21 protein-coding genes are annotated in these 21,995 nt (G+C 35.2%); 18 read left to right on the top strand and 3 right to left on the bottom strand.

Features of this window, described 5'->3' with window-relative positions:
- The first annotated feature begins 20 nt into the window (after positions 1 to 20).
- Together IEV85_RS00990 and IEV85_RS00985 are read left to right on the top strand one after the other, a co-directional pair.
- The gene (locus tag IEV85_RS00990; RefSeq protein WP_188459933.1) at positions 21 to 626 is read left to right on the top strand and encodes a class I SAM-dependent methyltransferase; all 606 of its coding nucleotides are present in this window, start codon (positions 21 to 23) and stop codon (positions 624 to 626) included.
- Between the two features lie 75 nt (positions 627 to 701).
- A complete protein-coding gene (locus tag IEV85_RS00985) occupies positions 702 to 1,586 on the top strand; it encodes an aspartyl protease family protein (RefSeq protein WP_188459932.1) in 885 nt (294 codons plus the stop codon).
- An 83-nt stretch (positions 1,587 to 1,669) separates the two neighbouring features.
- Here IEV85_RS00985 and IEV85_RS00980 read toward each other — a convergent pair whose 3' ends face one another.
- Positions 1,670 to 2,542 carry an AraC family transcriptional regulator gene (locus IEV85_RS00980; RefSeq protein ID WP_188459931.1) on the bottom strand — a complete coding sequence of 291 codons (873 nt, stop codon included), beginning with the start codon at positions 2,540 to 2,542 and terminating at the stop codon, positions 1,670 to 1,672.
- Positions 2,543 to 2,747: 205 nt separating this feature from the next.
- On the opposite strand from IEV85_RS00980, the gene IEV85_RS00975 reads away from it, so the two are divergent.
- The 3 genes from IEV85_RS00975 to IEV85_RS00965 all read left to right on the top strand — a co-directional run bounded on the left by IEV85_RS00975 (position 2,748) and on the right by IEV85_RS00965 (position 4,313).
- Positions 2,748 to 2,996, top strand: coding sequence for a hypothetical protein (locus IEV85_RS00975; protein ID WP_188459930.1), 249 nt, complete (start codon positions 2,748 to 2,750; stop codon positions 2,994 to 2,996).
- Positions 2,997 to 3,153: 157 nt separating this feature from the next.
- Entirely contained in the window at positions 3,154 to 3,651 is a 498-nt protein-coding gene (locus IEV85_RS00970; protein ID WP_188459929.1) for a hypothetical protein, read from the top strand.
- 359 nt (positions 3,652 to 4,010) lie between these two features.
- Positions 4,011 to 4,313 carry an RNA methyltransferase gene (locus IEV85_RS00965; RefSeq protein ID WP_188459928.1) on the top strand — a complete coding sequence of 101 codons (303 nt, stop codon included), beginning with the start codon at positions 4,011 to 4,013 and terminating at the stop codon, positions 4,311 to 4,313.
- A 584-nt stretch (positions 4,314 to 4,897) separates the two neighbouring features.
- On the opposite strand, the gene IEV85_RS00960 is transcribed toward IEV85_RS00965, so the two are convergent.
- Positions 4,898 to 5,581: a cysteine hydrolase family protein gene (locus IEV85_RS00960; RefSeq protein ID WP_229712461.1), complete on the bottom strand. Its 684-nt coding sequence runs from the start codon at positions 5,579 to 5,581 to the stop codon at positions 4,898 to 4,900.
- A gap of 74 nt (positions 5,582 to 5,655) precedes the next feature.
- Between IEV85_RS00960 and IEV85_RS00955 the strand changes: the two genes are divergently transcribed.
- The 3 genes from IEV85_RS00955 to IEV85_RS00945 all read left to right on the top strand — a co-directional run bounded on the left by IEV85_RS00955 (position 5,656) and on the right by IEV85_RS00945 (position 8,688).
- Entirely contained in the window at positions 5,656 to 5,979 is a 324-nt protein-coding gene (locus IEV85_RS00955) for a MerR family transcriptional regulator (RefSeq protein ID WP_188459927.1), read from the top strand.
- A gap of 77 nt (positions 5,980 to 6,056) precedes the next feature.
- The gene (locus IEV85_RS00950) at positions 6,057 to 6,614 is read left to right on the top strand and encodes a hypothetical protein (RefSeq protein WP_188459926.1); all 558 of its coding nucleotides are present in this window, start codon (positions 6,057 to 6,059) and stop codon (positions 6,612 to 6,614) included.
- Between the two features lie 343 nt (positions 6,615 to 6,957).
- Positions 6,958 to 8,688 carry a DUF262 domain-containing protein gene (locus IEV85_RS00945; RefSeq protein ID WP_188459925.1) on the top strand — a complete coding sequence of 577 codons (1,731 nt, stop codon included), beginning with the start codon at positions 6,958 to 6,960 and terminating at the stop codon, positions 8,686 to 8,688.
- A gap of 143 nt (positions 8,689 to 8,831) precedes the next feature.
- Here the strand turns inward: IEV85_RS00945 and IEV85_RS00940 are convergent, their stop codons facing one another.
- The gene (locus tag IEV85_RS00940) at positions 8,832 to 9,128 is read right to left on the bottom strand and encodes a hypothetical protein (protein ID WP_188459924.1); all 297 of its coding nucleotides are present in this window, start codon (positions 9,126 to 9,128) and stop codon (positions 8,832 to 8,834) included.
- A 328-nt stretch (positions 9,129 to 9,456) separates the two neighbouring features.
- Between IEV85_RS00940 and IEV85_RS00935 the strand changes: the two genes are divergently transcribed.
- The 10 genes from IEV85_RS00935 (at position 9,457) to IEV85_RS00890 (ending at position 21,506) form a co-directional block, all read left to right on the top strand.
- Entirely contained in the window at positions 9,457 to 9,906 is a 450-nt protein-coding gene (locus IEV85_RS00935) for a hypothetical protein (RefSeq protein WP_188459923.1), read from the top strand.
- Between the two features lie 87 nt (positions 9,907 to 9,993).
- The gene (locus IEV85_RS00930) at positions 9,994 to 10,758 is read left to right on the top strand and encodes a DUF2185 domain-containing protein (protein WP_188459922.1); all 765 of its coding nucleotides are present in this window, start codon (positions 9,994 to 9,996) and stop codon (positions 10,756 to 10,758) included.
- Between the two features lie 617 nt (positions 10,759 to 11,375).
- A complete protein-coding gene (locus tag IEV85_RS00925; RefSeq protein ID WP_188459921.1) occupies positions 11,376 to 11,801 on the top strand; it encodes a hypothetical protein in 426 nt (141 codons plus the stop codon).
- A gap of 35 nt (positions 11,802 to 11,836) precedes the next feature.
- Complete coding sequence (locus tag IEV85_RS00920) at positions 11,837 to 12,523, top strand: response regulator transcription factor (protein WP_188459920.1); 687 nt, start codon at positions 11,837 to 11,839, stop codon at positions 12,521 to 12,523.
- A gap of 248 nt (positions 12,524 to 12,771) precedes the next feature.
- Complete coding sequence (locus tag IEV85_RS00915) at positions 12,772 to 14,142, top strand: sensor histidine kinase (RefSeq protein ID WP_188459919.1); 1,371 nt, start codon at positions 12,772 to 12,774, stop codon at positions 14,140 to 14,142.
- Between the two features lie 70 nt (positions 14,143 to 14,212).
- Positions 14,213 to 15,526, top strand: coding sequence for a TolC family protein (locus tag IEV85_RS00910; RefSeq protein ID WP_188459918.1), 1,314 nt, complete (start codon positions 14,213 to 14,215; stop codon positions 15,524 to 15,526).
- 15 nt (positions 15,527 to 15,541) lie between these two features.
- Entirely contained in the window at positions 15,542 to 16,645 is a 1,104-nt protein-coding gene (locus IEV85_RS00905; protein WP_188459917.1) for an efflux RND transporter periplasmic adaptor subunit, read from the top strand.
- A gap of 6 nt (positions 16,646 to 16,651) precedes the next feature.
- Positions 16,652 to 19,756: an efflux RND transporter permease subunit gene (locus IEV85_RS00900; RefSeq protein WP_188459916.1), complete on the top strand. Its 3,105-nt coding sequence runs from the start codon at positions 16,652 to 16,654 to the stop codon at positions 19,754 to 19,756.
- Positions 19,746 to 20,717 carry a bile acid:sodium symporter gene (locus IEV85_RS00895; RefSeq protein ID WP_188459915.1) on the top strand — a complete coding sequence of 324 codons (972 nt, stop codon included), beginning with the start codon at positions 19,746 to 19,748 and terminating at the stop codon, positions 20,715 to 20,717. The genes IEV85_RS00900 and IEV85_RS00895 overlap by 11 nt, the downstream gene beginning before the upstream one ends.
- A gap of 291 nt (positions 20,718 to 21,008) precedes the next feature.
- Positions 21,009 to 21,506 (top strand): hypothetical protein, encoded by a 498-nt coding sequence (locus IEV85_RS00890; RefSeq protein WP_188459914.1) that lies wholly within the window; start codon positions 21,009 to 21,011, stop codon positions 21,504 to 21,506.
- Positions 21,507 to 21,995: the final 489 nt, after the last annotated feature.

Below are 21,995 nucleotides of genomic sequence, written 5' to 3'. Positions count from 1 at the left end.
GAAGAATAAATTTAAATAGAATGAGTGAATTTTGGGAAGAAGCTTTCAAAGAAAAAAAAGAAATGTGGGGTACAGAACCTGCCAAATCAACAATCCTAACAAATGATTTCTTTGTTACTAAAAAGCTCAAAAATATTCTGATCCCGGGAATTGGCTATGGCAGGAATGCGAAAGTTTTCAGGGACAATGGAATATCTGTAACAGGTATTGAAATTTCTCAAACGGCAATTGATATAGCTAAGGAGCAGTTTGGTAATGATTTAAAAATTTTTCACGGCTCCGTAACTGAAATGCCTTTTGACGACCAACTGTTTGATGGAATTTATTGCTATGGATTAATTTATTTGCTGAATAAAGCCGAAAGACGGAAACTAATTAAAGACTGTTATAGACAATTAAGGGTAGAGGGGTATATGGTTTTTACGGCAATTACCAAAGATGCTCAAACTTACGGACAAGGAAAACTGATAAGTAAAGATCAATATGAAATGTTTGGAGGGGTTAAAATCTTCTTCTATGATGAAGAAACTATAGAGGAAGAATTTGGAGAATATGGATTATTTGAAGTTACGGAAGTAATTGAAAACTATCCATTTTATTTAATAAAATGTATGAAGAAAGAGTAAAATCATAAATCATAATTAGTTTTAGCAATTGGAAGAAAAAATTAAGCTTAATTGATCGGATTACCTGGATAAAAGATGAGAAACTTACCATTATTATCAGTAATATTTATTCTATTGCTATGTAGTCAATGTACCATTGTCCAGAAACAGAAGATGGGAGAGGTACAGCCTCAGGAATTTGGTTATAAAACTGAATTTAAAACGCTTAAAACACTATTAGTTTTGCCCTTCAAAATTAATGGTGTTGAAAAAAACTTCTTATTTGATACAGGAGCAGAACTATGTATTATACAAAGAGATTCAGTGAAGGGAGAGGCAGCTGTGGTTTCCGGTGCTTCAGGTAATTCTTCGGCATCTGGCACGGAGGTTGTTAAATCACTAAAGTTTGGAGATGTCAATTTTGTAAATATATTCGCTCTTAATACCAATATGGCCGGAATTCAAGAGCAGATCTCTAATTTTGGAGGTCTTATTGGCCAATCTGTTATAAATAAAGCGAATTGGTTAATCGACTATCCTGAAAAAACTATTGAAGTTTCTAACCGGGATTTATCAGACAATACATTTGAAACACTGAACATAACATTCAAGAATAGCAGACCTTATACTTTTATTTCAATAGAAGGTAAAAAAGAGAAAGTGATGTTGGACTTCGGAAGTTCACGGAAGTTTATTGTGCCGGAAAATACTGAACTTGCCAAAACTTTATTAAGTAGATACGAATTTAAAGATCAATCGCGGTTGAAATCTAACATGGGTAAATCAGAGACGGTTATTGAAAAAACCGCTATTCTCCCACTCATTAAGTTGGGTTCAATAGATTTTAAAAACGTAGAAGTTACAGTAGGTAATTCCAAAAATATGAGGATAGGAATAAGTTTTTTTGAGGATTATCAAGTCTATATTGATAATTTAAATAACAGTTATAAAATTAAGGCTAGTTTTGAAGCAAGAAACTGATTTTTGGGGAGAAAAATTTTAATGGAATAAGAAGAGTATTGAGATAATCTAGTCAGTAAAGCCTAGTATTAGGATAATACGCTTTATTTTTTTGTATAGGCATTAACAAAGTTTAAAGGCGTTACACCAGTATTTTTCCTGAAAAATCTGATGAAATAGGATGTCTCGTTGAAACCCAATTCCTCACTTATTTGGTTAACATTGTAGCCTGAATGCATTAACATTCTTTTAGCCTCCAATATTACTCTTTCGCTAATTAACTGCGTGCTTGTTTTGTTAAAACATTCTTTTGTAATTCTATTTAGGTGCTTAGTAGTTATATTGAGTAAATCTGCATACTCACTTGCTAATTTGAGATTTTTGAAATTTGATTCAAGGACATCTTCAAACTTTCTTACAAGTTGTAAGTATGCTATGCTTTTCACCTTGCGAGTGGGACGATACTCCCGAGAGATATGAATGTAAACTAAGGTAATAAGAGAGTGAATTTTCTCCCATTTAAGCATTTCATTTTTCTCATTTTCAAGAACAAGTTCTAACATCAGGCTTTTTAAATTTATTAAAGCTTCACCATCAAGTTTAACATAGGGTGAACTTTGAAATGAAGCATAAAACTCAAAATCTTTAAGGTTTGAGGTTACGTTTCTATTATCATAAAAGTCTCTGGAATGAAAGAAAACGTATCCGTCAATATCTTCAGAGAGTTCCCAATAATGCATTTCGCCAGGTTTTAAAATGAACAAAGTCCCGGGCTCCACTTCAAATGTCTCAAAATCTACTTCATGTTTACCATTTCCTTCAGTAAATAAGATGATCAAATAGAAATCATGTTTATGTGGGAAGTTAGTAAAATGATGTCCTTTCACATGTATATTCACGTAATTAGCGTAGAAGTCCTTCTCCCTGCTCTGCGATTTGAATTCCTTAATACTGTAAACTGGAAATTTCTTGTTCATTATTCAAATTTACAAAAATGTCCTTATTGTGCTATAACATGCGTGAATTTGAACTGGTAAAATAAACTTGAACAACGAACTTTGTACTTTACAAATGCACAAAAATATGTTCCGGTTTATTAAAAATGTTTACGAAGAAAAATGTCCTAATTGCAAAAAAGAGCAGATATTTAAAAAGAATACTTCCCTTTTTAAAATTCCCGAGATGAAAGATACTTGTCCTTCCTGTAATTATCATTTTGTAAGGGAGCCAGGTTATTTTATCGGAGCAATGTATATCAGCTATGGGTTTACTATCATTGAAGGAGCGCTGGCTTTTATTTTGATGAAGTTGCTATTACCTCCTTTGTCCTTAGGATGGGAACTTTTCATTGTAATTTCAACATTTAGTCTGTTCATTAAGAAAAATTACAAATGGTCTCGGCTTTTGTATTTATATATATTCCCTTGGTGAGTACAAAAGCTTATCACCTAAGTACTTTAGGAATTCTTATTCATTTTATATTTCGTTTCCAGCGCCAACTAAAATTACGATTGCTCAACAAAGAGCCGTAGCTTTAAGCCAAATGAATTTTTAGAACTACAGGTATTTTATAACACTGGAGTAAAAGATGAAAAGAACTGGACAACTATTGAAGTGGATGACCTTACTGTTTTTTGCAATTGCCCTATATGCGACAACCATTGGCCAGGCAATATCAATAGAATTTGCTGAGGGGCACCATAAGCACCTTTTTTATGATATTTTTCTGCGGGGACTACCGCTTGTAATTTTACTCACCCTGTTATGGACAATCAAGAAGAAGAGAAAGAGGTTGGTAAATATTGGAATAGGCATTTTAACCACCATTGCCGCAATTGGGATGTTCTTTTGGAGCATTTTATTAATGTATTCTTTTAGCTATGGTGCATGGGTGAACAAAGCAATTATTTATCGTAATAAAAAGAACCCTGAGGTAACAGTTAATCAGCAATCATGGGATATTGGAGTATTTGGATATGCTGGTGAAAGAACTGTAAAAATCACACCTTTTTTAGAGCTCTGGAATAGGGTTGAGGATATTGATACTACAAAAATTGACAGAAGTGAGTGGGACCTATTAAAGTAAGTAGATATAAAATTCCTTCTGCATAAAGTGAAAAACGGACTGCTTTCAGAAAAAGAAGAGAGTACTCATTAGAAAATAGAGCTAAAGCTGATTAAGTTTTCTGCTGATTTACATCTGTGAGGCTGTCCCTCCCAAAGGGCTGCCTATGGCGCTAGAGGGAGACTACAGGGGTGTTTAGGAGCAATATAGAAATGGTATCAGTTGAGAAAATAAAATCTTGTTATAGGAGGCATTCTCTTTTCAATGAAGCACCTGCTGTACACTTTTAGCCTCCCCTTGCCTTTCCCTTCACTTTTTTACAAAAACTACTACCTACTTATAGGTATTTTGCTGTGCTATTCGGTGAAATACCAAATCTAATGGCTTACGATGAACATTTAGCCGACCGGATCAGACAGATTTTTAAATCAAAAAAAGTTACATTTTATGAAAAAAAAATGATGGGAGGACTCATTTTTATAGTTAACGAAAAAATTTGCTGCGGAATCCATATCGATAAAAAGTTTGATGATAGCTTATTGATGGCAAAAATTGGAACGATTCAATATGAAAAAGCAATCCTAAAGAAAGTTTGTCTACCAATGGACTTTACAGGTAGACCAATGAAAGGGTTTATTTTCGTTAAACCTAATGGGTTCGATTTAGATTCCGATTTAGAATAATGGATTGAGAAAGCTTTAGGTTTCAATGAAAATTCGGAATAAGCACTACCTACAACATTGGTAGCCGTTGCACAACCCAAAATAGGCATTAAGCAAAACAAGGTTAACTTATTTTATTAACTTTAGACTTTATAATCAATGAGTTAAAGTTTTTCGTCTTTCAAGAAATGGGGGATTTGTTGCTTTAGAGTTGATGCGCAACAGGCACATTGTATGTTAAACATAATGCAGCTGGAAGTGCTAAGTTGAAACGATTGTTTATTAATAAATATATCAGCAGACTGAAAGTGGAGTGCTTCTAATACCTCACAACGCCTATACTTGGCCGTTAGGTGCAACCCTGACAAAAAATCCCTTATAGAATCAAAATTTGAGAATAAATTTAAGACCGATTCCTTTTATCAAACCATTTAACGATTGAAACATACAGAACCGCTTGAGGAAACGTAATGGAATAGTTCAACAAAAAGCGGTTGAACCAATCCAAAAGAAAATTGACTGACCCAAAACTGAAAAACATGCTATTAACCAAACAAAGCGGTGTGGCAATTAGGACCACAAACCGCAATGTTAGTTTCAATTCTTTACTCATTGACAAATTCGCTTGTTGATAGGTGTTCACCAAAATGATGAACAATTTCGTTTAGAACATAATCTTGCTGAACACGGTTAAAAGCTGAAGTAGCATCAGAAATCAAGTAAGTATTATAACCTTTGTCGTGAGCATCACGTAGCGTACTTTCTACACAAACGTGCGTGGCGTACCCAACTAAATATAGATTTTCAATTTTATTGTTACGCAGATACACATCTAAATTGGAACCCGCAAAACCACTTGCGCCTATTCTACCTGTAACCACAAATTCACCCTCAATCGGTTTCACTGTTTCAAAGAACTGTGAACCAAATTCGTTTATCGGAAAAGTTCCTGCATTTGGAATAGCTTTACGTAAACCGCTTTTTCCGTTGGCTAATTCGGGATAACCTTTTTCAAATCGCAAACCAACGTGAATAACTTCTATATTATTTTCTCGGGCATAGTTCAATACTTTTTCAATATTAACTATTGAAATCTGCATCATTTCTTTGTCTGTTACCAGAGCTTTATTAAGCTTTCCGTCAGAGTGCATCCATTCGTTTTGTGTTTCGATAAGGATAAGTGCTGATTTACCTTGCTCTTGTGCGTTAATTTTACTTGCCATAGCCATAATTGTTAAGATTAAAAGAATAAATCGTTTCATGTAAATTTGCTGTTTTATTTCAATCATTGAAGATTATTTACAATTGCAAACTAAAGACTTTAAGTTTATATTTACAACAATCATTGTAAATAATTTACAAAATGGATAAAATGAGAGAAAATAAAGACCTATCCTTCGATTTTGACTTTTTAGATAATTTGGTCGTTGGAATTGGTGAGGTTGCTCAAATAACAAGTATTCCGACCAGACAAATAAGATATTGGGAAGACAAAGGGATTATCACGAGTTTGACGGAAGAAGAAGGCAAGAACAGACGATACGACTATAAGAACATCAAAAAAATGTTGCTTATCAAAGAACTTTTGGACGAAGGGTATACTTTAGATGCTTCGGCTGAAAAAGTAAAAAAGCGAATGGAAATAATTGAGGAAACGCTGAATAAACTAAAAAAGGGCAGCAGGTAACATCTATACGCAATGCCATTCGGGACACTGCGCATAACCTAGACCGTTGTGCGGCATTCAAAAAAGTGCTAAAAGAAATGAAAAGAAAAATTTTACTCATAGCGGAGTTCTTAGTTCTCATTCTTGGCGGACTTAGTCTATGGAAAATCAATAAGGACTATTATGTTATTTGGGACAATAATAATATAATCAACGTGACAGTGGACGATCCTTTAACTGCGGACAAAGTGAAAAGTGAATTTGGAATCAGCGTTAATAGCATTAACCGTTCAACTGATGAAGATTTATTTAATAAGAGAGAAAAATATACTGTTCTTTTTGATGGCGATCCTCAAGACAATATGATAAATGATTATGGAGAAAATGATTTCTTAATCACCTATGGCAATGAATACTATTTTTCTTTTAGACAGTTCAAGTTTAACCGAAATCATCAGCATGAGTATAATTTTCACTTCTCCAAAAGGGACGATAGGATATTTATCCGTGCTGATATAAAAGGCCAAGACGCCATGAAATTTGAAAGACCAATGATTGACATAGATTTGACGGACAAGTATCGGTGTAACGTATCAGTTGATAGTGCCGGAGTTATTTACAACATAATTGAATTAGTCGACCCTGAAAAGAAATAAAAAACGACCGCACATCGGCTATAGCAAATAGAGCGTTCAGTGCTTTAGGAAAGTTCTCTTTTCAGTCAAGCGTCTGCTGTACACTTTTAGCTTCCGCTTACCTTTCCCTTCACTTTTTTACAAAAACTACTACCTACTTATAGGTATTTTGCTGAGCTATTCGGTGAAATATTTGTATTTAAAGAAAGAAGCAGCTATGTTCATAGCTTTGAATAAGATAACCGACAGAAAGCTGTTTGTAAATGTTTGTAAGCGTTTGTTGTCGGTTAGTAAGAAAACATAGTGTAGATAAATGCACCTTGAGGTGTATTTAGCGAATTGTTACCTTTAATTATTAACCAGGATGGCAAACACCAGAATTAAGGAATTTTTTAATAGTCGATTCTTTGAAATACCAAAATATCAGAGAGGGTTTGCTTGGGAACAAAGAAACATACGTGAACTCTTTGAAGATATTCAGGAGGCCATTGACGTAAAAGCGAGTCATTATATTGGGACCATTGTCCTTTCAAAAACTCAAAGAGATGACGTGTTTTATGTTGTCGATGGTCAACAAAGAATAACAACGATTTCGATGATAATAAATGCTCTCATTGGGTTTATGAGCGATGAGGACTCAAGCTTTTATAAACGATTTTACATAAAGCATTCTGACAATTTTAGACTTGTTCCACTTGGAAGAGAGTACGAATTTTTCAAGAACTTATTGACAAATGGAATCAATGGCCAAGAACCAATTAACAGAAGTCAAAGATTATTGATGGAAGCCTATCAAGAAATAACGGATAGACTTCAGGAAATAATCAAAGATATTGATCCTGTTAAATACCTTGAACAAATCGAAAATCTACAAATCATGGAATTTGTAGAGGACAATGAGGGTGATGCAATTCGTATTTTCCAGACAGTTAACGATCGAGGAAAACCACTAACCAATATGGAGAAGGCCAAAAGCCTCTTGGTATATTTCTCGAACCGCTATCTCGACAAAAAACTTGACAAGAAAATCAATGATGAATTTGGGACGATATTTGAAATTTATGATCAAATCAAACATCGAGGTATTGAAAATGACATTGATTTAATTTCAGGAAGGTACGGGGATTTTACAGAAGACAATATCATGAGATATCATTTCGTGACTTTCAGTAATGAAGATTACGACCCAAGTGCCTCTTACGTCTTAGAGTTCTTAAAGCGGGAACTCAAAAAATATCGAAAGAGTAATGCATCAAAAGAAGATATAGAGGATTTCATAAATCAATATGTGGATAGCCTTCATGAGTTCTTCAGATCTTTGAATGAACTAATTCAGAAAACCGAAACGGAAGTCAGATTTTACAAATTGTTTTCGGTTCTTGGACTTTCAGCAACACTTTATCCAATCATAACCGTTTTGAACAGCCAGAACAGGCTTATAGAACAACTGCAAGGTGATGAACTAACTGAATTTACATTTCTTGATCTATTGGAAATCATTGATGTACGTGTATATAAAGTCAGAGGGACTGACCCAAAGGCTGACATCTCTAGACTTTCCTACGACATAACACACGAAATCCGGTCAAATGAGTTTGTTGAGAATTGGCTACTTTGGTTTAATAGTCGCTGGATGAATGAAAATGAATTCCGCAATAACCTATATGGATCAATTTATCAAAAAAGCCGAGCTGTGCTTCCCATGATACTCTTGGATTACTCTGAACATTTATCGGGTAAGTCATTTGACTTGGATTCTCTTAAATCATTTGTAAAGGGTAAATCACTAACCATTGAACACATACTTTCTCAAAAACCTAAGTTTACTCAAAAAACACATGGATTCAAGAGTAATGATGAATACTTAGAATTTGAACATACGTTTGGCAACCTAACTATTTTGGAAAAGTCATTAAACAGTAGTGTGAACAATAAAAATGTTTATGACAAAGTCAGCTACTACGATAAAAGTAAATTCAAAATCACTAGGTTACTAGCCACTCAAATAACTCACAAGGGTCAATTTAAAAAAGAAGATATCGAAGCACGAACCGAGGAGATATCCAACTATCTCGAAGAAAAATGGTGGTGCTAAATAATAAACTAAAGGTAACAAACACTAAAATGAATATGCAAACTGAGCTATATGATAGGATAATGCCGATAGGGAATTTCCAGGCTTCTGGCAACTGGGGCGCATACTCATTTTAATTAAGCGTTAATTTTAATTATGCATCATTACACAAAATATTTCATCATAACGTTAGCTGCAGTTGCTTTAGGTATATTCTTTTGGCCGGAATTCTCTTCTGCTTCATATAACCAATTAACTTCCTCTCTTGATAGACTTATTATTTCCGCAGGAAAAAATTTTCCTGAGAAAGATGGACAAATACTTTTCACTATTGCCTGCGGAATCATACCAATAATACATTTTGGATTATTAAAGTTAACAGGAAAAAGGTCGATTAAGGACAACGCATTTATTCTATTAACTTTAATAATATCAGGAATCGTACTCTGGGAATTATACATTTTTAATAAAATTTTAACTTTAAGTTCAAGAAATTATGACTTAAAAAATATGGACACTAATACCCATTTTATGATTTCTCAGGACGACCTAAATCCAGAATTATTTTTTACTCTTGGAATTATTTTTGGAGCCATATTAGTTGTTTTTAGATATAAGAGACTATTAAAAAACAAAAGGTAACATGTATATAAAAAATAGGCGAAATAGCAGTAAAATCAAGGCTTTTGGCTCGAATGAAACTTTATGCTTAACCGAAAGTAAAGTGCCTCGAAATCGTCTACTTTTCATATACTAACCGTTATCATTTATTAATAATAAACTGAACAAATGATTGTATTAAAAAGAATCGGAATCGTTTTGATAGTTCTAATCACTATTCAAACAATTACTTTTTATACGATAGGTGAAAGCTTCTTAGTAAAGGAAATTGGGAGCAACTATGAAAGTTATATTTTACAATTCGAAGAAAATGAATTTAAAGACATCGGGGTTATTTCTGAACTAGTACTAACGAAGGAAAAAGTGCTAGAATGTTTTAACGAGTTTGAACCATACAATTTAAAGATTTGCAAATCGATATCTGATTGTTCTGACTTGCGAGAAACGGACTTCTTTTATCTATATTGGTTTGACTTCGAGTATAAAAATCCGTTCACAATAAATTTAATAAATGAGGGCGAATTTGCTAAGGAATATGGTGCAGGTTGGGATTCTAAATATATCTGGATTATATATAAATGGGTTCTAATAGAAAAAACAAATACTGGAATCTCTTAACAAGAGAGAAAACTAAATGATAACGTTTAAATAGAACCCATTGAAAACGGTTTTTATTTAAACGTTATGATTAATTAAAATAGGGCAATGGGAATATCTAACAGAAAAAAGAAACAGGAAGAAAATTTTGATGACTTTCCTCCCATTGGGGGTTTAATGGTTTCTAAAATTGTATCCGAAGAAAAAAAGAAACCACTTTTTATGTACAGAGAAAAAAGAACTAGACCAGAGGATAGTGGTTGGAGAATATTTTCGGGCTATGAATCTCAAGATTATACCGACAACCCTAACAATACTGGAATTTATAACCCATCAACAATTTTAAAAATTGACTCTAGCATAAAAGAACTCTTACTAAAAGGTGTCGGGTCCGTTTTTGAAAGAGAAAATGATAAATCAAACTGGTATGAAGTGGAGGACTATGAATTGGAAGATGATTATTTAACCAAACACAAATTGACTGAGGTTTGGACTCTCGAAATAAACAATCTGTTTGAACGAATAAAAGAAGAAAACGGAGATTTACTTTATACAACTGGTGATAAGTCTCTAAGAATAGCAATATGGAATAAACAAGGAAAAAACCGACAACAGATTTTTGAAGAATATCAAAAACAAATTAATAATAGAGACGAATCTAATTTTAAGACTCTCAGCACTTTCGATTTTTCAGATGGCTTAATCAAACGGGTTGGTTATGAAATAGAAGAACAGGAGGAAAATAAAAAGTACAGTGTTATCTATTCCTTTTCTTTTATAGACGAAGAGATTCTTCAAATGACATTTTATTATAACAATGAGAAAGATAAGAATTGGGCTATTGAAACTTGGAAGAAAATACGAACTGAATAAAAAGAAAGCATAACACTGTATGCTATGAAAAGCCATAAGAAAGCCAGCCAACCATAAATGGTAGGTTTGTTCTATCTATTTACTATATCTAATTCAAAGCAATGTTCCTAAAACTTTACTAGTGAAAATCCTTCACTTATTCTCCTAAAACAAAATCAGAAAGTTTCATTTCTTATATAGACTTATTTCCAGATATTTTTCATTTGTTTTTGATAAATAGTTAGGATTTGATGGAGGAAGAAACTCACTGGCTTCCTATAATTCTACACTTGTCAACTGGGTAAACTTATTTTACTCATATTCCTTTACAGAACTGTAAATGACCAGCTTTTTTTAAGGACATCAATTCCTGCATAGATGTTCATTCCTGAAAAATCATTAACTTTAGTCGTAATAAGTCCTTGCTCTTTTTTTTAGTTTTGTTCTCAAATCTTAATTTAAGAAGTTGTATGACAGGGACTTATGTTTTTACATAGGGGCTAAAAATAATAGCGGCATAATCGCTAAAACGAAGTGACTAAATATAAAAAAGGTCTGTGTTTAACCGAAAAGTAAGCATTTCAAATCCGCTTCTATTCTTATACCGGACTGTTAGCAAACATTAAAAGAAGAAATAAATGGCATTTGGATTTTCCCCAAAACATATTAACAATTTAAAAACTGAAGGCTTAACTGAAAGAGATGCCTTTTTCGAAATAGCTGGTAACCGAGCAATCGGTTTTAATATGAAAGACACACCTTTTGGACTAACAGAATTTGACTATTCTTATGAACAGGATATTAAATATCAGGACTTAATTGATGGGATTATATTTTACCTGCCTTTTTATCAGTTTACTTGCACTCGTGGCCTTCCAAATATTGTAGATATTGAATTTGCAAAAGAGTATATCAAAAGAACGGATATTATTAGAGGTAATACAGAGTATAGTGAAAAATATAGTGTAACTGATGAAAAACAAGATTGGGATGAATTCAACGGTTTTGATTGTAGTAATTACGAAAAAATGAAAGAACAAATGAATAAGTGGATTAATAACTAAGCTTAAGTGTAGATTTAATCTGTAATTTTGCATCAATGAAAGTATTAATTATAGAAGATGACCTCACGCTTAACAACAATATTACTGAGGCTTTAAAAGCAGAAGGCTTTCAGGTGTTTCCCTTGTTCGATGGCTCCTTATTTGAACGGAAAGTAAAAAAAGAAAAATTCGATTGCATTATACTGGATGTAAACCTGCCTGGTAAAAATGGTTTTGAAGTATGCAAAGATTTCAGGCAGTTCGATACCACCACGCCTGTTATCATGCTAACAGCTTTTGGAGAACTTGAGGATAAAATTCAGGGGTTTGACTGTGGAGCTGACGATTACCTGACGAAACCTTTCTACATGCGCGAACTGCTATTACGCATTAACTCTTTGATTAAACGAAATAAACTGTCCAATACTGGTGCTTTCCGTAATGACACCCTGGTGGTGGATGATATTAGCTTAAATAATACCACCAAAAAAGTTTTCAGACAGAATATTGAGGTTTCTCTCACTCCGCGTGAATACCAGATTTTGTTTAAATTAATGGGGCGACCTGGCGAAGTGATATCAAAAGCAGAGTTTGTAAAAGAAATTTGGGGAAGTTCATTTGATGCCAACACGAATACAATAGAGGTATATGTTAATTTTTTAAGGAACAAGTTAGATAAGGCCTTCAATAAAAATACTATTAAAACGAAAGTAGGTTTTGGTTACTATCTTGATGTTAAATAGAATAGTGATACACTTAGGATACCGGATGAATATGTTATGAGATGCTTTTTTAGTTCGGCAAAAAGTAAAATAACTCCATTGTCTACTCTATCAAAATAGGAGGCATTAAGAATCTAATTGTATATACATGAAATGTCCATAAAGCCAGCTATACCAACCGAGGATGAATATTGATAAGGCCTTGGTTTGGAAGTAGATGGTAGTGACCAGACATTCCATGTGACAACTAAAAAATAAATTATATACACATGAAAATAAGAAACAGAATACTTATTTACTTTCTGAGCACTGTAATCACCCTAACAGTCATTTCTTTAAGCATAGTGTACATACTTTTTTCAGAGTACAGAGAGGAAGGTTTTCAGCAAAGACAAAATGAAAAAATTAATTACACCATTGGCTTAATTACTGAATATAAAGAATTGAGCGAAAATTTAAGTGCTATTATGGATAAGCATACAATTCATGATTTTTATGATGAAAAGATGCTGATTTTTGATAAAAATAAAGAGTTAATCTACAAAAGTGTAGATGATTTGACCATTCGTAATTATCAGCAATTATTAAATGAACTCTCACCTAATCAAACCTGGATAGAAACGAAAGAAGATAAATATGATATTGTGGCAGTTTATGTTCAGAATGAATTTAATCACTTTTATGCCATCAGTAAAGCTTACGATGCATTTGGTTATTTAAAGCTGGATTTTCTCAGAAATATGCTCATCCTTATTACCTGCGTTATTACTGTTATAGTGGTGGTAATAACTACCATCCTGTCCAAAAGGATTTCAAAACCCATCACCCTGTTTGCAGAAAAAGTAGGCAAATATGATGTGAGTGGAAGTAGAATAAAAGAATTAGAAATGGACTCTTCCACTTACGAGTTGCAATTTCTTACTCAAAAATTCAATCAATTAATAGAACGTACCAATGAGGCTTTTGCCTTCCAAAAACATACCATTCATCATATTTCACATCAGTTAAAGACACCTATAGCTGTGTTAGTTTCTGAGCTGGAAAGGATAAATTCCCTGGAGGAAAAGGAGACAATTAAAGCAGAAATTGCTTCTCAGGTAGTTAGGGCTAAGTCGTTGGGTAATATCATCAATGTACTTCTGGAGATTTCAAAAATAGAATCAGGACAGAAAATTCAAAAAAGAGCTTTAAGAATTGATGAGTTGTTTTTTGATGTAATAGAGGAGCTTGGCCTGATTTACCCTGATTTTCATTTTGAAGTGAACTATGTTCCTGATGAAGTACAGGAAAGCAGGCTTGTGCTTTATTTTAATAATGTACTCATTCGGCAGGCCATTCAAAATTTGCTCACAAATTGTGTTTACTATAGTGATAATTCAAAAGCTAAGATATTGTTTGACTGTTCAGATAATAAGACATTAACTATTAAGATCATTAATTCAGGAAAACCTATTTCTAAAGAGGAGGAGAAGTTTCTTTTTAATCATTTTTTCAGAGGAGAAAACAGTAAAGATAAAAAAGGCTTTGGCCTGGGCCTTGTATTGGTGAAGCGAATTATTGAATTAAGTTCAGGGAAAGTGTCTTACACTAATCCTACGGGTAAAATTAATGAGTTTGAAATAAACTTTCCTTTAAGCTAAAATTTATTTGCCTTAAGGTCTTTTTAAGGTTGTAAACCTGACTTTTACTTGGAAATAAGTAAAAGCAGAAATGAATATACTCAAGTACAGCAAATTTCTTCTCATTCTTTATGCATTTTCCTTTTCGGTAAAGGCTCAGGACACGCTACACTTAAGCCGTGCACAAAGTGAAGCTATTTTTATTAAGGAAAACCTACTGATAATTGCGGAGAAGCTGCAAATTCCTCAAGCGGAGGCGATGGTTTTGCAGGCCAAATTATGGCCAAACCCATCAATAGAAATTGAAGAAGTTAACCTCTGGACCAGCCAGAGCGGCACTAATAACCTAAGCTATTTTGGCGAAGAACTGCCCCCATTTGGAAAAGGTAGTTTTGGCAAAAACCAGCAGCTGGGAGTTTCAGTTGAGCAGCTCATTTTAACGGCAGGTAAGCGGAGAAAGCTGATAGCAATGGAGAAAGTAGGTGTAGAGCAAGCCAAACAATATTTTGAAGAGGTAATTAGAGGCCTTAAAATTGAATTTAGGAACCAGCTTACCATTTTGCAATACCTGGAGTTAAGCAGGAAAATTTACCTCAATCAGATCAACTCCATCACACAGCTTACCAATGCTTACAGAAGCCAAATGGATCAGGGGAATGTGTCAAAAGGAGAATATGTGCGACTTAAAGCATTGGAGCTTGAAATAGCACAGACTATTAATGAACATAATAAGCAAATAAATGAAGCGAAGAAGGAGCTGAAATTGCTCATGAATTTACCGCCTTCCATTCAATTAACCATCACTGAGGACGACTATCTAAAAGATGTTCAGAATTTCCCACCACTTTTCATCAATGATTTAATCAGCCAGGCGAAGGAAAACAGGCCTGACTACAAATTAGTGGAATTGGAGCAGGATTACGCCCAAAAAAAACTGGGCTATGAAAAGGCTCAGCGTGTTCCTGACCTGGCCTTGTCAGGAGCTTATGATCGGGGCGGTAACTTCATGAAGGATTTTGTAGGTTTTGGGCTCACCATGGATTTGCCCTTTTTTAATAGAAATCAGGGCAACATAACAGCAGCAAAAATTGGAGTGGAGCAATCTGAAATCCTTAAAAAGCACAAAGATTTAAGCCTGGAGAATGAAGTGAGCCTTGCACATGCCAACCTCCTGAATGCGGTCTCTTTCCTTAACAAGATAGAAACAAACTATGAGACTACGCTGGATGAGCTTCTTTCCACTTACACCAAAAATTTCAGTAATCGCAATATGAGTATGCTGGAGTACCTGGATTTTTTTGAGGCCTATCTGGAGAATAAGAAAATTATTCTTGAGGCAGGTAAAGAAGTAAATGAAGCAGCAGAGGAATTAAATTTTACTATTGGTAAAGATATCATCAACTAAAAAGGAATAGAATTCATGAACGTGATAAAACAAATAGGGCTATTTAGCATCATTGTGCTAATGGCTTTCGGATGCGAAAAGAATGCTTCGATCCCTGACAAGGCAAATAGCAAAGCGTTTTGCCTGAATGATAATTTTAAAAAGAAGATAAAGTTTGAGCAGCTGATCAGTCAGAACGTAGTAGAGGAGATTCCACTTACCGGGGTTGTGGAGCCTAACCCTGATAAAGTAATTCATTTCGTAAGCCTGGTAGGAGGAATCATTTCCAATACATATTTCTCTTTAGGAGATAAAGTTAACAGGGGGCAGGTTCTGGCAGAATTAAGAAGTACTGAACTAAGCAGTTTAGAAGCTGAATTAAGCAATTTGAATGCGCAAATTAAAGTAGCTGAAAGGCAGCTGGCATCAGTGAGATCCATGTATGATGATGAAATTTCCTCGGAGAGGGATTTGTTGGAAGCAGAAAGTGAATTAGATATACTGAGATCCGAAAAAAACAAGATTACTTCTCACCTTAACCTCTTTAGTGCCAGCACGCAACGGGGAGTTTTTGAAATAAAGGCACCTACTTCGGGAATTATCACTGATAAAAATATAGCGGCAGGTATGCAAATTTCAGCCGAAGGAGAATCCCTTTTTACAATTTCCGATTTAAGCGAGGTATGGGTAATGGTGAATATTTATGCTTCAAATATTGAGCATATTCAGGAGGGGATGGACGTGAAAATTAAAACGCTTTCTTATCCTGACAAAGTATTCAAAGGTAATATAGAAAGGATATCTCAGGCTTACGATCAGGAAGCAAAAGTTTTGAAAGCAAGGGTATCGCTACAAAATGATAACTTAAAACTGAAACCGGGAATGCTGGTAGATGTAGTAGCATTTAAGCAAACGGATATTGAAGCGCTGAGTGTTCCTACCAAAGCGATAGTCTTTAGTGATGACCGCAGTTACGTGATTACTTATCAATCCGATTGTCAGCTGGAAGCCAAAGAGGTAACTATTTCATCCAGCGGAAATGATATCAGCTTTATCTCTGGCGATCTGAAAGAGAATGAAAAAATCATTTCGCAAAATCAGCTTCTGATTTATGAGCAACTTAAAAACTTCCAGAACTAAAGAGAGATGCAAAAATTTGTTCAGGGCATTGTAGCCTTTTCCCTCAAGAATACCATTATTATATTCTTTCTTACTGCCTTGTTATTAATTGCAGGAATTGTGAGTTACATGAACACGCCTATTGAGGCTTTTCCTGATGTTACCAATACAAGGGCGCGGATTATTACACAGTGGCCCGGCAGAAGTGCTGAGGAGGTAGAGAAATTTGTAACGCTTCCTATCATGAAGCAGTTAAATACCATCCCGCGCAAAGCCAATGTACGCTCTATTTCACTTTTCGGACTGTCAGTAGTAACAGTAACCTTTGAAGATGATGTAGACGACTTTTACGCGCAACAGTATGCTGCCAACAGGTTGCAGGGTGTGGATTTGCCAGATGGGGCAGACGCAGGAATTGACCCGCCTTATGGGGCCACAGGAGAAATTTTTCGATATGTGCTGAAAAGTAACAAACCGATTAAGGAGCTAACTTCCATTCACGATTGGGTAATTGAACGGGAATTACTGGAAGTTGCAGGTGTGGCAGATGTAGTGAGCTTTGGGGGAGAAGAAAAAATTTACGAGATTAAAATCAACCCCACCGAATTAGCGAATTATGATTTGTCACCGCTGGAAGTATTTGAAGCTGTTTCAAAAAGCAATATCAATGTGGGGGGAGATGTAATAGAAAAAGGAAGCCAGGCCTATGTGGTGCGTGGCGTGGGTTTGCTGGAAAGTATTGAAGACATTGAGAATATCCTGATAGAAACCAGAGGTACTACACCCATTTTGGTAAAGCAAGTGGCAGAAGTGAAAGTTTCTGCCAAGCCCAGGTTGGGCATAGTAGGCTTACAGGATGAAGATGACCTGGTGGAAGGAATAGTTATTATGTTGAGAGGGGAGAACCCCGGAGACGTAATAGTTAGGCTAAAGGAAAAGATAGCAGACTTAAATGAAAGGGTTTTGCCCAGGGATGTTAAAATTGAACCTTTTATAGACAGAACTGAATTGGTAGATGTAACGGTTAATACTGTTACTAAAAACCTGGTGGAGGGAATTGTTTTGGTCTCTCTTATCGTATTTATTTTCCTTTATAACTGGCGATTAACATTAATAGTGGCTTCTGTAATTCCGCTGGCATTTCTATTTGCCATTGTAATGCTGCGAATAATGGATATGCCGGCCAACCTTATTTCAATGGGTTCCCTGGATTTTGGTTTGTTGCTGGAAGGCTCTCTGGTAATTTGTGAAGTAGTATTTGTTGGCCTGGAAAGAAAAGCACATGAATTAGGCATGGAAAGGTTTAATAAAATCCATAAGTCAGGCATTATAAAAAAAAGTGCCGGTAGTGTGGCTTCCTACATATTTTTCGCCCTCTTAATACTCATAGTAGCATTAATGCCCATTTTTTCGTTCCAGAAAGTGGAAGGTAAAATGTTTACTCCCCTTGCTTACACCTTAGGTTTTGCCCTGGTAGGTTCCCTTATATTAAGCTTAACTTATGTGCCTGCAATGTGCAAGATGCTGTTAACTAAAAACATTGTGGAGCGAGAGAATTTAATCACCCGTACTTTTAGAAACGGGCTGTTTAATTTTTATCAGTTTACCTCAAAGCACAGAAAAGCAACAATTATTTCTTTTACCGTACTACTTTTGCTATCAGTAGTAGGTTTTATGAACCATGGTACTGAGTTTTTGCCTAAATTGAATGAAGGGGCCGTTTACGTAAGGGCTACACTTCCCAATAGTGTAAATATTGAGGAATCGAAGCGATTGGCAAAGGAGATGAAACACAAGTTACGCCAATTTGAAGAAGTGAAATTTGTATTAAACCAGGTGGGAAGGCCCAATGATGGAACTGACCCTACAGGCTTCTTTAATATAGAATTTCATATAGAGCTACACCCTGAAGATGAATGGAAGCGAGCTATCAGTAAGGGTACATTAATAGAGGAAATGAGGGAGGAACTGCAAACATACCCCGGAATAGTATTTGGTTTCAGCCAACCGATACAGGATAATGTGGAGGAATATGTAGCGGGCGTAAAAAGCTCGCTGGTAATTAAAATATTTGGGGATGACCTGCACGAGCTTGAAGGCTATGCAGACCAGGTAGCCAATAGCCTGCAAGGTATAGAAGGAATTGAAGATCTGAATGTTTATCGCAATATTGGGCTTCCGGAATTGCGGATTAAGCTGAATGAAAAAAGGATGGGTAAATATGGGGTGGCAATGGCTGATGCTCAGGCAGTGGTTGAAATGGCTATAGGTGGAACTGCCGCCACTACTTTTTATGAGAATGAAAGAATGTTTGACGTGCGCCTTAGGTTCCAGAAGGAATATAGAGACAGCGAAAATAAAATCGGGGAAATACTGATTCCCACAATGAATGGCAATAAGATTCCTTTGAGGGAGATAGCAGATATCAATTTTATAACAGGACCTACTTTTATTTACAGAGAAGGGGGGAGCCGTTATATAGCAATTGGTTTTAGCATAGTGGGCCGGGATTTAGGAAGTACTATTGCAGAAGCTAAAAATAAAGTGGAGGAAGCCGTTGAGCTACCATCCTCCTCTAAAATGGAATGGGCAGGGGAATTTGAATCGAAGGAACGTGCTACAAAACAGTTGGCCACTATTGTTCCCGTTTCTTTACTCTTGATTATGTTTCTGCTGTGGATGAACTTTGAAGGGAACATGAAGGACACACTGGTATCCTTTATGGTACTGCCTTTTGCCTTCATTGGGGGGTATCTTTCTTTGTGGATTACGGGCACCACTTTTGGAATTTCTGCCGGAATAGGATTTATTATTCTTTTTGGTGTGGCAACTATCGATGGTATTGTGTTAATTGGCAACATCAGACAAAACCTTAATGATAGAATCCCTTTGAAAGAGGCCATATCTAAAGCGGTGTATAGCCGTATAAGACCTATCTTAATGATTGCTTTTATGGGTGCTATGGGCTTATTACCTGCTGCATTATCCAATGGAATGGGTTCAGAAATACAAAAACCGCTGGCTATAATGATTGTAGGTGGATTACTTATCTGTATGATTCTTTCACTTACTGTGTTACCACAGGTATATTATCTGGCTTACAGAAAATCTTCTAATAAGAATGAAGCCTAAAATTGATAAATTTATTTTGGCAATTATTGCTGTAGTTGCCTTTGCTTATTTTGTTCCTTTTTTTGTGTGTGAGGAGAGCCCAGTGCCTCTCGATACTATCGGAAGCATCGGTATTTCCTTCATCTTCTTTTTTTACGGTCTAAAACTAAGTCCGGAAAAACTGAGGAATGGCTTGAAGAACTGGAAGTTGCATGTTTTGGTGCAGCTTTCTACTTTTTTGATATTCCCTCTGATAGTTTTACTTTTTTATCCAATAATGAATACCCCTGACGGACAGCCTTTATGGCTGTCTTTCTTCTTTTTGGCGGCATTGCCTTCTACGGTTTCATCCTCGGTAGTGATGGTCTCTATGGCAAAAGGAAATGTGCCGGCTGCCATTTTTAATGCTACTATATCCGGACTTATAGGAATAGTAATTACCCCACTGTGGATGGGCTTATTCCTGGTTCAGGAAACAAATGATTTTAATTTAGGCAATACCTACCTTAAGCTTGTTACAGAGATTCTTATTCCTGTTATTTTAGGAATGCTTTTACAGAAATATTTAGGAAAATACGCAGTAAAATATCAAAAACAGCTAACCATCTTTGATAAATCAGTGATTTTATTGATTATTTACAAAAGTTTTGCTGAGTCATTCAAAGATAAAGTTTTTAGTTCAGTGAACCTCGGAGATTTACTCTTGATAATTTTTGCAGTAGCTGCACTCTTCTTTATAATGTATTATTTAATCAGGTGGGTTGCCTTAAAACTACAATTTAATAAGCAGGATATGATCACAGCACAATTCTGCGGCACTAAAAAATCGCTTGTGCATGGTACTGTCTTTTCAAAATTTTTATTTCCTCCATCTTACTCCATGGGTTTGGTTTTATTGCCTTTAATGCTTTTTCATGCTTTTCAAATATTCTTCATCAGTATTGTTGCTTCACGACTGGCACGAATTAAATTGAATGACTAATTGGTGAATGCTTCCTTGATAAAAGCATTTGACCTCATTTCTTAACCACTAGAAATCTTCTCAAAAATGTCATGCTAATCAAGATATGGCCATAAGAAAATGACGCTCACCAAACTGCTTGGATAAGTAGTAAAATATAGCGTGATTAACTTGTTGGAAAGTTTGCTGGGTATAGGAAACCCAGAATGGTAAAAAGGTACCAACTAAAATTACGATTGCTCGACAAAGAGCCTTAGCTTTCAGTCAATTGAATTTTAGAATGAAAGTTGTTTTATAATATTGGAATAAAAGATGAAAAGAGCTCGGCAATTATTGAAGTGGACGACTTTACTGTTTTTTGCAATTGCCCTATATGCAACAACTATTGGCCAATCCATATCAATAGAATTTGCTGAAGGGCATCATAAACACCTTTTTTATGATATTTTCCTACAGGGACTTCCTATTGTAATTTTACTCACTCTTTTATGGACAATCAAGAAAAGAAGAAGGAGGTTGGTAAATATAGGAATAGGTATTTTAACAATTGTTGCCGCAATTGGGATGTTCTTTTGGAGCATTCTATTAATGTATTCTTTTAGCTATGGTGCGTGGGTAAACAAAGCAATTATTTATCGTCATAAAAGGAGTCCTGAAGTAACAATCAGTCAACAATTATGGAATATAGGAGTATTTGGATATGCTGGGGAAAGAACTGTAAAACTCACACCATTTCTGGAGCTTTGGAATAGGGTAGAGCATATTGACACTACAAAAATTGACAGAAGTGAGTGGGATGTAAATAAGTAGATCTAAAATTCCCTTTGAATAGATTGAAAACGGATCACCTTCAAAAAAAGAAGGAGTCTGCATTAGAAAATAGAGCTAAAGCTGATTAGGTTTTCTGCTGATTTACATCTGTGAGGCTGTCCCTCCCAAAGGGATGCCTATGGCGCTAGAGGCGACTAAAGGTATGTTTTAGAGCAATATAGAAATGGCATCAGTTGAGAAAGTAAAACCTTGTTATACAGATAGTAGGCATTCTCTTTTCAATGAAACAACTGCTGCACACTTTTGCCTTCCCTCGCTTTCTCCTTTCTTTTTCACCAAAACCACTACCTACTTCTAGGTATTTTGCTGTGCTATTCGGTGAAATATTTGCATTTAAAGAAACAAGAAGCTATGTTCATAGCTTTGAATACAGTAACCGCTCAATAACCATTTGTAAATGTTTGTAAGCGTTTACAAGCGTTTGTTGTCGGTTAGGAAAAATATTAAATAGGTATGTACATTTAGAGG

It is taken from the genome of Marivirga lumbricoides, from assembly GCF_014636295.1.
GTDB lineage: Bacteria > Bacteroidota > Bacteroidia > Cytophagales > Cyclobacteriaceae > Marivirga > Marivirga lumbricoides.
Note: the sequence above shows the minus strand (reverse complement) of the source record. Positions and strands in the feature narration are given on the sequence as shown.

Coding starts and splice junctions, on each gene's coding strand:
- IEV85_RS00990 (WP_188459933.1), top strand. CDS start 21: ATGAGTGAATTTTGGGAAGAAGCTTTCAAAGAAAAAAAAGAAATGTGG.
- IEV85_RS00985 (WP_188459932.1), top strand. CDS start 702: ATGAGAAACTTACCATTATTATCAGTAATATTTATTCTATTGCTATGT.
- IEV85_RS00980 (WP_188459931.1), bottom strand. CDS start 2,542: ATGAACAAGAAATTTCCAGTTTACAGTATTAAGGAATTCAAATCGCAG.
- IEV85_RS00975 (WP_188459930.1), top strand. CDS start 2,748: ATGAAAGATACTTGTCCTTCCTGTAATTATCATTTTGTAAGGGAGCCA.
- IEV85_RS00970 (WP_188459929.1), top strand. CDS start 3,154: ATGAAAAGAACTGGACAACTATTGAAGTGGATGACCTTACTGTTTTTT.
- IEV85_RS00965 (WP_188459928.1), top strand. CDS start 4,011: ATGGCTTACGATGAACATTTAGCCGACCGGATCAGACAGATTTTTAAA.
- IEV85_RS00960 (WP_229712461.1), bottom strand. CDS start 5,581: ATGATTGAAATAAAACAGCAAATTTACATGAAACGATTTATTCTTTTA.
- IEV85_RS00955 (WP_188459927.1), top strand. CDS start 5,656: ATGGATAAAATGAGAGAAAATAAAGACCTATCCTTCGATTTTGACTTT.
- IEV85_RS00950 (WP_188459926.1), top strand. CDS start 6,057: ATGAAAAGAAAAATTTTACTCATAGCGGAGTTCTTAGTTCTCATTCTT.
- IEV85_RS00945 (WP_188459925.1), top strand. CDS start 6,958: ATGGCAAACACCAGAATTAAGGAATTTTTTAATAGTCGATTCTTTGAA.
- IEV85_RS00940 (WP_188459924.1), bottom strand. CDS start 9,128: ATGTATAATTCCCAGAGTACGATTCCTGATATTATTAAAGTTAATAGA.
- IEV85_RS00935 (WP_188459923.1), top strand. CDS start 9,457: ATGATTGTATTAAAAAGAATCGGAATCGTTTTGATAGTTCTAATCACT.
- IEV85_RS00930 (WP_188459922.1), top strand. CDS start 9,994: ATGGGAATATCTAACAGAAAAAAGAAACAGGAAGAAAATTTTGATGAC.
- IEV85_RS00925 (WP_188459921.1), top strand. CDS start 11,376: ATGGCATTTGGATTTTCCCCAAAACATATTAACAATTTAAAAACTGAA.
- IEV85_RS00920 (WP_188459920.1), top strand. CDS start 11,837: ATGAAAGTATTAATTATAGAAGATGACCTCACGCTTAACAACAATATT.
- IEV85_RS00915 (WP_188459919.1), top strand. CDS start 12,772: ATGAAAATAAGAAACAGAATACTTATTTACTTTCTGAGCACTGTAATC.
- IEV85_RS00910 (WP_188459918.1), top strand. CDS start 14,213: ATGAATATACTCAAGTACAGCAAATTTCTTCTCATTCTTTATGCATTT.
- IEV85_RS00905 (WP_188459917.1), top strand. CDS start 15,542: ATGAACGTGATAAAACAAATAGGGCTATTTAGCATCATTGTGCTAATG.
- IEV85_RS00900 (WP_188459916.1), top strand. CDS start 16,652: ATGCAAAAATTTGTTCAGGGCATTGTAGCCTTTTCCCTCAAGAATACC.
- IEV85_RS00895 (WP_188459915.1), top strand. CDS start 19,746: ATGAAGCCTAAAATTGATAAATTTATTTTGGCAATTATTGCTGTAGTT.
- IEV85_RS00890 (WP_188459914.1), top strand. CDS start 21,009: ATGAAAAGAGCTCGGCAATTATTGAAGTGGACGACTTTACTGTTTTTT.